The 13,859-nt window shown below is 57.2% G+C and carries 7 protein-coding genes; 5 read left to right on the top strand and 2 right to left on the bottom strand.

What is annotated here, in order from left to right:
* Window positions 1–151 precede the first annotated feature (151 nt).
* The 4 genes from AB4P92_RS28615 (at window position 152) to AB4P92_RS28600 (ending at window position 6,119) form a co-directional block, all read left to right on the top strand.
* Window positions 152–1,567, top strand: coding sequence for a sigma-54 interaction domain-containing protein (locus AB4P92_RS28615; RefSeq protein WP_395598560.1), 1,416 nt, complete (start codon window positions 152–154; stop codon window positions 1,565–1,567).
* A 275-nt stretch (window positions 1,568–1,842) separates the two neighbouring features.
* Window positions 1,843–3,234, top strand: a complete 1,392-nt coding sequence (locus AB4P92_RS28610; protein WP_042559384.1) for a GntP family permease — start codon at window positions 1,843–1,845, stop codon at window positions 3,232–3,234.
* 7 nt (window positions 3,235–3,241) lie between these two features.
* A complete protein-coding gene (hbdH, locus tag AB4P92_RS28605; RefSeq protein WP_115146995.1) occupies window positions 3,242–4,015 on the top strand; it encodes a 3-hydroxybutyrate dehydrogenase in 774 nt (257 codons plus the stop codon).
* A 148-nt stretch (window positions 4,016–4,163) separates the two neighbouring features.
* Window positions 4,164–6,119 carry an acetoacetate--CoA ligase gene (locus AB4P92_RS28600; RefSeq protein ID WP_395598559.1) on the top strand — a complete coding sequence of 652 codons (1,956 nt, stop codon included), beginning with the start codon at window positions 4,164–4,166 and terminating at the stop codon, window positions 6,117–6,119.
* A gap of 38 nt (window positions 6,120–6,157) precedes the next feature.
* On the opposite strand, the gene AB4P92_RS28595 is transcribed toward AB4P92_RS28600, so the two are convergent.
* Both AB4P92_RS28595 and AB4P92_RS28590 read right to left on the bottom strand, forming a co-directional pair.
* Entirely contained in the window at window positions 6,158–9,925 is a 3,768-nt protein-coding gene (locus tag AB4P92_RS28595; protein WP_395598558.1) for a hypothetical protein, read from the bottom strand.
* A 130-nt stretch (window positions 9,926–10,055) separates the two neighbouring features.
* On the bottom strand, window positions 10,056–11,165 hold the full coding sequence (locus tag AB4P92_RS28590; RefSeq protein WP_395598557.1) for a PilT/PilU family type 4a pilus ATPase: 1,110 nt from the start codon (window positions 11,163–11,165) through the stop codon (window positions 10,056–10,058).
* Window positions 11,166–11,292: 127 nt separating this feature from the next.
* On the opposite strand from AB4P92_RS28590, the gene AB4P92_RS28585 reads away from it, so the two are divergent.
* Window positions 11,293–13,830, top strand: coding sequence for a PAS domain-containing protein (locus AB4P92_RS28585; protein WP_395598556.1), 2,538 nt, complete (start codon window positions 11,293–11,295; stop codon window positions 13,828–13,830).
* The last annotated feature ends 29 nt before the right edge of the window (window positions 13,831–13,859 follow it).

Here is a 13,859-nt window from a genome sequence, read left to right as displayed (position 1 = left end):
CAGCTTGCACCGCGTCGCGGCCATCGCTGGCAAGCCAGTTCCCACAGGGCTTTCGGTCGTTCACAAATGTTGTGTCCACCAATGAAACTGTCGGAGCTGGCTTGCCAGCGATGAGGCCAGCAGTCGCAACACACATTCAGGATCAGCCTTCATGAACACCACTGAAAGCCTCAAGGACTACCAACGGGTTCGCACCCTGGCGATCCGCTCACTGTTCGAGATCATCGAGCAATCGAGCGAAGGCACGGTGATTGTCGATCGCGACGCCAACATTGTCTGGATGAACGAACGCTACGCCCGACGTTTCGGCCTGGAGTCCGCTGCCGGTGCGATCGGCAAGCCTTGCGAAAGCGTGATCCCCGGCAGCCTGTTGCGTGAAGTGGTGCGCAGCGGGCGGCCGATTCTGCTGGACATGCAGGACACGCCGAAAGAGCCGTTGGTGGTGATGCGCCTGCCGATTCACGACGATGCCGGCACGGTGATCGGCGCAATCGGTTTCGCCCTGTTTGATGAGTTGCGCACCCTGTCGCCGATGCTCAAGCGCTACCTGAGCATGCAGGAGGAACTGGCCTCGACCCGCTCATTGCTGCGTGCGCGGCAGACCAAGTACAACTTTGCGCACTTCATCGGCACCAGTGCCGCCAGCCTCGAAGTCAAACGTCGCGCTCGCCGCAGCGCCAGTGCCGACTCGCCAGTTTTGTTGCTCGGCGAAACGGGCACCGGCAAAGAGCTGTTGGCCCAGGCAATCCACAGTGCTTCGCCACGGGCGCACAAGGCGTTTGTCAGCATCAACAGTGCGGCGATCCCCGAGGCGCTGCTCGAAGCGGAGTTTTTCGGCACGGCACCAGGCGCCTTCACCGGAGCTGACCGCAAGGGCCGAACCGGCAAACTGCAGATTGCTCAGGGTGGCACGTTGTTCCTCGATGAAATTGGCGACATGCCGTTGCCACTGCAGAGCAAACTGCTGCGCGTGCTGCAAGAGAAAGAGTTCGAGCCGGTGGGCTCCAATGAAGTGATCCAGAGCGATGTGCGGGTGATCGCCGCGACATCGACGGACTTGCAAGCGGCAATCAAACGCGGTGAGTTCCGCGCTGACCTGTATTACCGACTCAACGTATTGCCCATCAATGTGCCGCCGTTACGGGACAGGCTCGATGACCTGCCCGCGCTCAGCGAAGCCATTCTCGAAGAGCTGCGCAGCCAGCACGAACTGCACCGCGAAGCCTTGGCGTTGCTCGGGCAGCATGCCTGGCCGGGCAACATTCGCGAGCTGCGCAACGTGCTGGAACGGGCGGCGCTGCTCAGCGATGACTTGATGCTTTCAGAGGTCGACATTCGTGCGGCAATCGGCACGTTTACGCCAGTGGAGCGGACTTGCGCGCCAATTGTTGAACCCTTGGCCTTGGAAACTTTCGCCCAGGCTCGCGAACGGTTTGATCGGCAATTGATCCAGTCTGCGCTTGTGCAATGTGGGGGCAAGGTGCCGGAGGCAGCGGCTCGGCTGGGGCTTGGGCGGTCGACGTTGTACAAGAAGATGGTGGCGTTGGGGATCGCCGAGTCTCAATAGAGAGACATGCATCTCGAAATAAAGACAAGAACAAAAGCATCGCTGGCAAGCCAGCTCCCAAAGGTTTATCGCAGTCCTGTGGGAGCTGGCTTGCCAGCGATGACGTCGGCTGATTAAAAAAACATCTCAAAATAGAGACAAAGCATTCATTTAATGTCCGCGACTCAAAATAATTTCCATATATTTCAACAAGTTAGATATATGGCACAAAACTCGCTAAAGCCTCTCCCACACCTGTTTCAACCACAAAAATAACAATTCTGGAGAGACACACCATGAGTGTGATCATTGCCTTGGCAGCCCTCGCGCTGCTGATGCTCGCGGCCTACCGTGGCTACAGCGTTATCCTTTTTGCCCCGATTGCCGCCCTCGGCGCTGTCCTGTTGACCGACCCTTCCGCCGTCGCCCCTGCCTTCACCGGGGTGTTCATGGAAAAAATGGTCGGTTTCATCAAACTGTACTTCCCCGTGTTCCTGCTCGGCGCCGTGTTCGGCAAGTTGATTGAGCTGTCCGGATTCTCGCGCTCTATCGTCGCTGCGGCGATTCGCCTGCTCGGCACCAAGCAGGCCATGCTGGTCATCGTGCTGGTTTGCGCCGTGCTCACCTACGGTGGCGTTTCGCTGTTCGTCGTGGTGTTTGCGGTCTATCCGTTTGCCGCGGAGATGTTTCGCCAGAGCAATATCCCCAAGCGTCTGATCCCGGCGACCATCGCCCTCGGCGCGTTTTCGTTCACCATGGATGCCCTGCCCGGCACGCCGCAGATCCAGAACATTATTCCCAGCACCTTCTTCAATACCACCGCGTGGGCAGCGCCGTGGCTGGGTGTGATCGGCACGATTTTCGTGTTTTGCGCCGGCATGCTGTTCCTCCAGCGTCAGCGCAACAAGGCCCAGCGCGCCGGTGAAGGTTATGGCACCGAGCTGCGCAACGAGCCGGAAACGGCCGAAGACCTGAAGCTGCCAAACCCGTGGCTTGCGCTGTCGCCTCTGCTGGCAGTGGGCATCATGAACCTGCTGTTCACCCAGTGGATTCCGCAGTGGTACGGCAAGACCCACAGCCTCGCGCTGCCGGGCATGGCCACGCCGGTCACCACTGAAATCGCCAAACTGACGGCGATCTGGGCGGTACAAGCGGCGTTGCTGATCGGCATCCTCATGGTGCTGGTGTTCGGCTTTAAAGCGATTCGTAGCAAACTGGCCGAGGGCAGTAAGAGCGCGGTCAGCGGCGCGTTGCTGGCCGCCATGAACACCGCCTCCGAATACGGTTTTGGCGCGGTGATTGCCTCGCTGCCGGGGTTTCTGGTGCTGGCCGACTGGCTCAAGCAAATCCCCAATCCGCTGGTTAACGAAGCGATCACCGTGACCTTGCTCGCCGGTATCACCGGTTCGGCGTCGGGCGGTATGAGCATTGCCCTGGCGGCGATGTCGGAGCAATTCATCAGCGCGGCGAACGCGGCGAACATTCCGCTGGAAGTGCTGCACCGCGTGGCCGCGATGGCCAGCGGCGGCATGGACACCCTGCCGCATAACGGCGCGGTGATCACGTTGCTGGCGGTTACCGGTCTGACCCACCGCGAAGCCTATAAAGACATTTTCTGTATTACGCTGATCAAGACCCTGGCGGTTTTCGTGGTGATCGGCACTTTCTACGCCACTGGCATTGTGTGAGGTATTGATGACGACTCTTACGGGCAAAACCGCACTGGTTACCGGCTCCACCAGCGGCATCGGCCTGGGCATTGCCCTTGCACTGGCCAAGGCTGGGGCCAACGTGATTCTCAATGGTTTTGGCGATGCCGCCAAAGTGATTGCCGAAGTGGCGCAGTACGGCGGCAAGGTCGGCCATCATCCGGCCGACGTCAGCGACCCGGCGCAGATTGCCGAGATGATCGCGTACGCCGAGCACGAGTTCGGCGGCGTCGACATTCTGGTCAATAACGCCGGTATCCAGCACGTCGCGTCGGTGGAAGAATTTCCGATCGAGCGCTGGGATTCGATCATCGCCATCAATCTATCTTCGGTGTTCCACAGCACTCGCCTGAGCTTGCCGGGCATGCGCGCCAAGGGCTGGGGGCGAATCATCAACATTGCTTCCGTCCACGGCCAGGTAGGCTCGACGGGCAAAGCGGCTTATGTCGCGGCCAAACATGGCGTGATCGGACTGACCAAAGTGGTCGGTCTGGAAACGGCGACCAGTAACGTCACCTGCAACGCTATCTGTCCGGGTTGGGTGTTGACGCCACTGGTGCAGAAGCAGATCGATGATCGCGCAGCCAAGGGCATCGACCCGCAGCAGGCGCAACATGATTTGCTGGCAGAGAAACAGCCGTCACTGGAATTCGTCACCCCGCAGCATCTGGGTGATCTGGTGTTGTTTCTGTGCAGCGAGGCTGGCAGCCAGGTCCGTGGCGCGGCGTGGAATATTGATGGTGGGTGGTTGGCGCAGTAATTTTTCGCGCAGCCATTCTCCTTGTGGGAGCGAGCCTGCTCGCGAAGGCGGTGTGTCAGTCCCGTATGCATTCACTGACAGAATGCTTTCGCGAGCAGGCTCGCTCCCACAGTTGATGTGCATGAACAACAAAACAAGAGGCAAACCAATGTCCGACATCCTCTGGCAACCCGACGCCAGCCGCATCGCAAAATCGCGCATGGACGCGTTCCGACGCTCCGTCAATCAGCGCCATTCGCTGAACCTTGGCGACTACCCTGCCCTGCATCAGTGGAGCATCGGTCAGCGCGAAGTGTTCTGGCAGGCCATCGTTGATTTCTTCGACATCGGCTTCCATACCCAGCCCGACGCCGTGCTGCGCGAAGGTGCGAAAATGCCCAGCGCCGAGTGGTTTCCCGGAGCAACGCTGAATTTTGCCGAGCACCTGTTGCGCCGGCGCGATGATGCGGTGGCTGTCGTGAGCGTGGCAGAAAATGGTCAGCGCGAGCAATTGACCTGGGCCGAGCTGGCCCGCCAGGTCGCGGGGTTTCAGGCCAGCCTGCAAGCGGCTGGCGTTGGTCTCGGCGACCGGGTCGCGGCGTGCATGCCAAACACCTGGCAGACCCTGGTGGCGATGCTCGCGACCACCAGCCTAGGCGCGATCTGGTCATGCTCATCACCGGACTTCGGCACCCATGGCGTGATCGACCGCTTCGGCCAGATCGAGCCGAAAGTGCTGATCACCTGCGCCGGCTATCGCTATGCGGGCAAAGAGATCGACCAGACGACCAAGCTCAATGAAATCCTTGCGCAACTGCCGTCGCTGCAACAGCTGATCATCGTGCCTTACGCGCGCTCGCAGGCTCGCGTGGAAGATTATCGAACGCACGCCGATGTCACGCGCTGGGATGATTTCTACACGCCGGGCGGCGATCCGTTCTTCGTCCCGGTGCCGTTCGCCCATCCGCTGTACGTGCTGTATTCCAGCGGCACCACCGGCGTGCCGAAATGCATCGTGCACAGCACCGGCGGCGTGCTGCTGCAACACGTGAAGGAACATGGATTACACGTCGACCTCGGTACCGGCGACCGCTTGTTCTACTACACAACGTGTGGCTGGATGATGTGGAACTGGCTGGTGTCGGCCCTCGCGGTCGGCAGCGCCGTGGTGCTGTATGACGGCTCGCCATTTCACCCAGGTCCCGAGCGTTTGCTGGATCTGCTGGAAGATGAGCGCGTCAGCGTATTCGGCACCAGCCCAAAATTCCTCGCAACCCTGGAAAGCAGTGGCCTCAAGCCCCGCGAAAGCCATGATCTGAGCGCCCTGAAAACCCTGCTCTGCACCGGTTCAGCCTTGTCGCCGCAGAGCTACGATTTCGTCTACCGCGACTTCAAACCGGACGTCTGCCTGGCCTCGATGTCCGGTGGCACCGATATCGTTTCCTGCTTCGTTAACGGCAATCCGCTATCCTCCGTGCGGCGCGGCGAGATCATGGGCAAGAGCCTGGGCATGGCGGTTGAAGTGTGGAACGACGCGGGTCAGCCGGTGATCGGTGAAAAAGGCGAGTTGGTGTGCACCCGGCATTTCCCGGCGATGCCGATCGGCCTGTGGAATGACCCGAAGGGCGATAAGCTGCGCAAATCCTATTTCAGCCTGTTCCCCGGAGTCTGGGCGCAAGGCGATTACGCCGAAGAGTTGCCCCACGGCGCAATGATGATTCACGGCCGCTCCGACGCCGTGCTCAATCCCGGCGGCGTGCGCATCGGTACAGCGGAGATTTATCGGCAGGTGGAAAAAGTCTCGCAAGTGCTCGATAGCGTGGCTATCGGGCAGCAATGGCAGGACGATGTGCGGGTGGTGTTGTTTGTGCGGTTGCAGGACGGCGCGGTACTCGACGATAGCCTGCAAGCGCAGATTCGCCAGGTGATCCGCGCCAGCACTACACCGCGGCATGTGCCGGCGAAGATTGTTGCCGTCACGGACATTCCACGCACGATCAGTGGCAAGGTGGTGGAACTGGCCGTCAGGAACGTAGTGCACGGCCAGCCGGTGAAAAACACCGATGCATTGGCCAATCCCGAAGCGCTGGAGCAGTTTCGGGATCGGCCTGAACTGGCGGATTGATTCAGCCAGGTAGGGAAGTCAGATCGCGGCCTACATAATCACGCCGGCTTGTTCAGAGTGATAATAACCGGCTCGGTAATGGCGTTTGCGCCACTGGCTTCAAGAGCACTGGTGATGTCCGCCATATTGCGGTCGAACGTCACTTTGTCTGTGCAAAGCTGGCTCAGAAGTGAAGTGGCCATCGCCAGCGAATCTGCATTTTCAAAGGCTTTGGATGGCGCATGACAAACCGTGCTGCCTTCTGATACCGGCAGACAGCCCGATGCAATATTGAGCAGTGTTGCCACATTCAGTTGCTGTCCTTCGGTCTTTTCTGCCTGCGTGTCAGTCGCGTAGCCCACATCGTCCGTCTGCGCGCTCGCATGGAATAACTCGTGAATCAGATCATCGGCTACGACGTCATGATTAAAGCCCAGGCTGATGAAATGTTTGTTGAGGTTTTTTGTATATATTTCAACAAAAGCCTGATCAGCCCCATTGGTTGCGCCTTCATTTTTCCAGCGTTTATAAGCGTTAACATCGAATGCGGCGATAGTTTCATTCTCCTTGATGGCGTCAAGCACAATATTGCTTAGCGAAAACCCGGCAAAATCGAAACGGATCAAGCGCAGGTAGATAATCAAACGATCTATGGCTACCGATGACGAGTCGCCGAATAATATTTTCATCACTCGACTGCAATCGCGTTTGAAGTCATGACGGCTTATGGCTTCAAGGGCATTATCGATTTTCGCTCGCGCGCGCGGCAGACTTTTGTCGATGAAGCTTCGCGAATAGCTCTCCGGCAAGGTCTTTGTCGGGTAAGGCAATGGCAATGGCGCGTTCTGCCTGAAACCGTCCAGAGGTTTGCCCCAGACGTCGCCGCGACGATTCAAGGCGTACCATTTATTGTCCCGGCGCACGGCCAGGATCGCCACGGCATCGCTCGCTACGCTGCGAGGGCGCCAAGTGCCGAGCGCGAATTGTGCGCTACCATTATTGTCAAACAAAACATGTGGGTGTTGTCGCGGCCTGAGTGAGCGCAGCTGTTTGTTCGCCTTCGCGATAAGAGCATGCGAGTTTTTGTTGAAACGCAAAAAACCCTTGTGTACCAGTTTTCCACCTAACTGTATGCCAGACGGCACGCCGTCCAGTGGGTTGAATAGCGAAATCGCCGAGGTAAACGCCAATTTGGTAAAACGCGCAGCTTTTGCCGTTGTAGAAATGGCCTTCGCTGAAACACTCAACACTTTGGAACTGGCTCCCGCGACCGTTCCCACCAGCCCGATGCCGTCCATCAAGCAACCATAGATCCCATCTACCACTTTGTCGTGTTCACCGGATGTAATGTCCTCGATACATTTCTTGAACGGCACCACCAGGTTGATGAAATAAGTAATCAGCCGTTCGCCCTCTTCTCGGGAGAGCTCCAAAGGTGTGGGTACACGAACTAGCTCTCTGAGCTCCCGAGCATTCAGGAACGGTCGATGAGCAACAATAAACTCCGCGATACGTGCAACGTCGGGATCGTTGATACGCTGATAAAATCCCATCTTGGGGTTAGCAGTTGTTTGCGGCTCGGGCAGCGCACCAAAGTTATCGATAAAGGCCATGCTACTGCTGATCGAAGCGTCTGGCGCAACACCATGGGTGTAACACTTCACATTGAGCGGCAATAACTGAAGGGAGGTAAAAGGCAGTTGAGATGTCAGGTCAGCCGGGCGACTCATCCTTGAGCGCTGCTGCAGTGTTCGCTGGCGAACAATCAACTCACCCAATGCGTCATTTTTTCGAAACTCTCCGCGCGAGGTGAACAGCTCATAACAGATGACGGCATTGTTGTAAGTCGCAAACATCACAACGCCAAAACGACCGGTTGCAGCGTCTCGGCTTTGCAGTGTTTCATTTTGAAAATCCTTGTCCAATGGCCCGCCGATGCGCTTGGTGGCCGTATAGATCGCGGATCCACGCACGGTGAGAAAGTGGATCTTTGCATTCATGAACGCGTGCAGATCAGTATCGGGCATCAGCGCCAACGCCATTTTTACGGTCGTCAACATGGCCTCATCCAAATCACTGCGATACACCGCCAACTGACGATCCATCTCCTCATCACAGGATTTGAGCGCGAGTAATTGTGGGTAATGCTTATAAAGACTAACGCCCGAAGGGTTGTAATTGATGGCCGGTCGCGGCACCCCGTTCGTGATCAAGCGGACGGTGCGTCGGTCCCACTTGCCGGTAACCAGATCGCCAGACTGATGCAAATCAACCATGGACATGATCTGCTGGCCGCCTTGTTCGGAAAGTGCTTTTTCGTCCAGAGTGTCGCAGCCCGGCGCCGCGACACTCAATGCCGCACGGGCAATTTTCGCCCTGTCAGGTAGCACTGTCGAGAAGGTTTGGGCTATTTGGCTAAACTTCTCGGCATGCTGCTCGAATGCCGCAATTGCTCGTTTTGTAGTAGCTTCCTCCGCCTCATCAAGCTCTGCACGCGTCACTACTTGATTAAGCAGCGCCCAATCGACAATCGGGTCGATCATGGTCAGATCCCGTAGATGTCTCTGCGCGTCACTTACCGGATACAAGTCAGCGTAAGCCATGATCTGGGTATAGGTCATCACTTGAGCGGCGCCGGTTTTAACCGCGTTAACCAGCGTCACGCCACGACTGAAATTGATCCACGCAATCGAGCCAAGTGTAACTGACGACGGTATTCCAGATACGAGAAACTCTGGTGCAATCCGAGTCAGTAACATATGCGCCGCAAGCGGCGCCAGAGCAGCGTCTACCCATTGTTTGGTCTGCAAAAAGCTCGACAAGTCATGAAGTACTGACGAGGCATGTCGTTCAACGTTTGTCGCTGCATATAAATCAAACTCGGCAACACGTCCGCGTCGGAGACTCTGGTCAATCGATGTATTAAGGTCGAGCAATATAGCCGTTATCAATAGCTGGGCCAGCACGCTCTCAGATACCTCTTCCTGTACGTTTGCGCCAAACCATTCAAGCTCTTCGAGATATCTTCTGGCGATCACTAGCGAGCCAGCGTGTGTAACCAGGTTTTTTATTTGCTGAGCGGCGTTCTTATGCGTTATACGTGGCCGCCCGCTGATGCTGTGCAATATTGTGAGAAGTTTCCTACCTAAAGTGATTTTTGCCGTCGCCCGTCTGATCTCTGAAAATTCGTCCTGCGTGAGTTTCAACAATCCCTGCCCACCCTCCTGAAAGTGCTCCCAATAGTTGACGGGATTATCAACGACCGGATCAAACTTCAACAAGGCAATCAAGTTCCTGACTTCTGCGTTATTTTTCGGCGGATCAAGCTCATGAAAGCGAAACCACTGGTCCAGGGTCATATCCAGGTCCGGCCATACATACCCTCCTGCTGCGCGGGATATATCCGCAATCAACTTCAAAGGCCTCGTATACTCCTCATACCAGCCAAGGATGGTGCGCGCACGCAGGTCAATCCAGCCGTCCGGACCATAGACTTCGATTTTCTCATCAGGCCCGACCCGAACAAGACCATCATGCTCACGCGCCCCCACCCGATTAATCATACCAATGACAAAATTAATTTGTAGAAAGTCGTTAAGCAAAAGTCTGCCGGGATTATAAATTTCATACATTGAGGATCCCGCCTGCAACGCTACTTCGCGAGCGTACCATTTGATAACCTGATCTTCCTTACTCTCTTCCAGCGCCAACTCCAGCTCATCAATTACCTGAAGATACTCAGCAGCATCCGCAGCCAACTTGCCATTCAATTCAGCCAGAGCTTTAGTTGATGACTGAAAAATCTTATTTTTTATCTTAAAATCCATTATGGAATCCCATCAAGTTAATTGCTTATCGCCAAACTTGACAATACTCAACTTCCAGACTGGGCTGGTCCACTTCGAAGATATTAAGCGATATTACCAACAATCAATATCGAGCCTACTGATCAGCATATCAATCCATTAAACCCCACTCTCCCGCCGTTGAATTTCGATCAATATTGCTCTCTCCGATCAATTTCAAGCGCAACTTCAGATTGTTGACCGAATCGGCATTCCTTAACGCCTCTTCCTCAGTAATTGCACCCGTCGATACCAACGCAAACAGGGCTGAGTCAAATGTCTGCATGCCCATAGCCGCGGATTTTTCCATCATGGCTTTGAGCTCCCCGAACTCACAACGTCGGACCAGATCGGCTACGGTCGGCGTACCCAGCAACACCTCTACGGCAGCTCTGCGGTTTCCATCAACCGTGCGCACAAGACGCTGCGAAATACATGCTTTCAAGTTGTTACCAAGCGCCTGTAGCAACTGCGGCCGGCGCTCTTCTGCGAACATATTGATAATTCGATCCAACGCCTGATTGGCGTTATTAGCGTGCAACGTCGACAAAACCAGATGCCCTGTCTCGGCAAATGACAACGCGTGCTCCATGGTTTCACGGTCACGAATTTCACCGATCAGCACCACGTCCGGCGCCTGGCGCAGGGTATTTTTAAGCGCGGAGTGAAAACTTCGAGTGTCGACCCCGACTTCACGCTGGTTGATGATCGACCGCTGATGGCGATGGATGTACTCGATCGGGTCTTCGATGGTGACGATATGTCCGCTGCTGTGGCGGTTGCGGTGATCGATGAGCGCTGCCAGCGAGGTTGATTTTCCCGAATCGGTGGCGCCGACAAACAGTACCAGCCCCTGCTTGAGCATCACGGTTTCGAGCAATACTGGCGGCAGTTTGAGATCCTCGAAACGCGGAATATCGAGTTTGACGTTGCGGATCACAATGGATACATCGTTGCGCTGTTTAAAGATGTTGACCCGGAAGCGACCGATGCCGGGGCGCGAGATTGCCAGGTTCATTTCCAGATCCCGGTCGAACTCCCTGCGCTGCTCGGCGTCCATGAGGGAGGTGGCTACCGTTGCCACCTCGCCAGGTTTGAATGATTGCTCGCTCAACGGGGTAAGCACGCCTTCAAAACGTGCACTGGGCGGTGCGCCCGTGGAGAGGAACAGGTCCAAACCATGACGACTCGCCAGTTGTTTGAGCAGTGCATCGATTTCCATGGCTAAAAGCACCTGCGAAGCTTGCAATGAATAGAGAGGACCCGCGCCGTGACGCCGCGAGCCAATGCGCGTCTACCAGATTAGGATAGTAGACGCCGCCCTACCGACTGACGCTCAGGATGCAACGATGAACGCTGTACCAACCAGCAACGACGCCCAGGCACTGATAGCCCGTACCGATTGGAGCCGCAGCCCTCTGGGCGCTGCAGGCACCTGGCCGCAGAGCCTGCGCACCGGCGTGGACATCGTGATTCACTCGCCGATGCCGATGTTGCTGATGTGGGGGCCGGAGTTGACGCAGATCTACAACAACGGCTTTGCCCTGCTCGCCGGGAGCAAGCACCCGCACGCTTTCGGACAGCCTGCGCACCAGATATGGCCCGAACTTCGAGACTTTACCGACCCGATTTACAGCGCCGTCCTACAAGGTCAGGTACGCACTTACAGTGAACAGCGCTTCACCCTGCAACACGATGGCAAGGATTCAGAGTTCTGGCTTGATCTGACGTATAGCCCGATCCGTGATGAAAACGCACAGGTAGCCGGGATCCTCGTCACCGCGATTGAAACCAACGAACGGCGGCGCATCGCTCTGGAGTTGCAGCAGCGTTCGGACGAGAGCCTCAGGGTTCAGCGCAACACCGAAGAGCGACTGCAACTGGCGCTCGCCGCCACCGATGCGGTCGGCACCTGGGACTGGGACATCGGTGAAGATCGCTTTATTGCCGACGCGCACTTTGCCCAGTTGCACGGCATTGATCCGGCCCGCGCCGGGCAATTGCCCATCAGCGATTATCTGAACGGCGTTCACCCCGAAGACCGTGCGCTGCTGGCCCGCAGCATCAAACATTGCATCACCCACGGCACGGAATACGCCGAAGAGTACCGCTTGCTGTTGCCCGGCGGCGAGCAGCGCTGGGTATTCGCTCGCGGCCGCTGCTACAAGGATCATCATGGCCGGCCGGTGCGTTTTCTCGGTGCAGCCCTGGATCTGACCGAGCGAAAACAGAACGAACATGCGTTGCGCCAGAGTCAGAACGAATTACAACTGGTCATCAACGCCATGCCGATCCTGATCAGCTATGTCGACCACGAAGAACGCTTTCGTCTGAATAACGCGGCGTATCTCGACTGGTACGGTCTGACGCCGCAAGAGCTGTATGGCCGCACCATTCGCGAGGTGATCGGCGAAGAGGCCTATTTCCTGCGTTCGCCGTACATCGGCGAGGCGCTGGCCGGACGGCCCTGCTCGTTCAGCCTGTACACGCCCCATCGCGACGGCAGCACCCGGCATGCGCTGATGAACTACTTGCCCCGCCACGGAGCGGATGGCGCGGTCAACGGCTTCTACATCTTTGTGATCGACGAGTCCGAGCGCAAGAAAACCGAAGAGGCGCTGCGTAATCTCAACGAGACACTTGAAGAACGCGTCAGCGCCCGCACCGAACAATTGGCCCAGGCCAATGAGCGCTTGCAGAACGAGATGTTCGAACGCGAGCGCGCCGAAGATGCGTTGCGCCATGCTCAGAAGATGGAAGCGGTCGGTCAGCTCACCGGCGGCATCGCCCATGACTTCAACAACATGCTCACCGGGATTATCGGCAGCCTCGACCTGATGCAACGCTATATCGCCAATGGTCGGGCCGACGAAATCGGGCGTTTTACCGAAGCCGCCGTGTCGTCCGCCAACCGTGCCGCTGCGCTGACACACCGCCTGCTGGCGTTTTCGCGGCGCCAGTCACTGGATCGCAAAACCCTCGACGTCAACGCGCTGATCCATTCGCTGGAAGATCTGATCCGTCGCACCAAGGGCGATCCGATCGCGCTCACGTTACGCCTCGCAGAAAACCTCTGGCCTGTCAGCACCGACGTCAGCCAACTGGAAAATGCCCTGCTCAACCTGGTGATCAACGCCCGCGACGCCATGCCCGATGGCGGTGAATTGCTGATCGAAACGGCCAACGTTTATCTCGATGGCAATGACATCACCACGCTGGAACCGGTCAAGGCCGGCGATTACCTGATGCTGGCGGTCAGCGACAACGGCAGCGGCATGACGCCCTCGGTACTTTCCAAGGCATTCGATCCGTTTTTCACCACCAAGCCCATCGGCCAGGGCACCGGTCTGGGATTGTCGATGATCTATGGTTTTGCGCAGCAGTCGGGCGGCCATGTCAGCCTCGACAGCCTGCCGGGCCAGGGTACTTGCGTGCGTCTGTACTTGCCGCGCCTGCATGGCAGCGAGCCGGAAAGCCCGGAGGCTGAACTCGTTGAGCAACCTGCGCCCATCGCCGCCGGGGAAACCGTGATGGTGGTCGAAGACGACCCGGCGGTGCGCATGCTGGTGCTCGATCTGCTCAGGGAGCTGGGCTACAACGGCTACGAGGCCGAGGACGCCAGGACAGCCCTGCCTTTGCTGGAGTCGAATGTGCGCGTCGATCTGCTGATCACCGACGTCGGGCTGCCGGGCATGAACGGGCGGCAACTGGCGGAAATCGCACGCCAGCATCATCCGAAGCTCAAGGTGCTGTTCATGACCGGGTATGCGCAGAAGGCTGCCGAGCGTCAGGGCTTTCTTGAGGACGGCATGGACATGGTGGCCAAGCCGTTTTCGATTGAGCTGCTGGCCAGCAAGATTCGCACGATGATCAGCGAGACGCCTTGAGTTGAGGCATAATCCGCGCCCCGCCGTCA

Origin of the sequence: Pseudomonas sp. A0308 (assembly GCF_044218815.1) — a bacterium.
Classification (GTDB): Bacteria; Pseudomonadota; Gammaproteobacteria; order Pseudomonadales; family Pseudomonadaceae; genus Aquipseudomonas; species Aquipseudomonas iridis.
The sequence above is the reverse complement of the archived record's forward strand: the minus strand, read 5'-3'. Positions and strand labels throughout refer to the sequence as shown.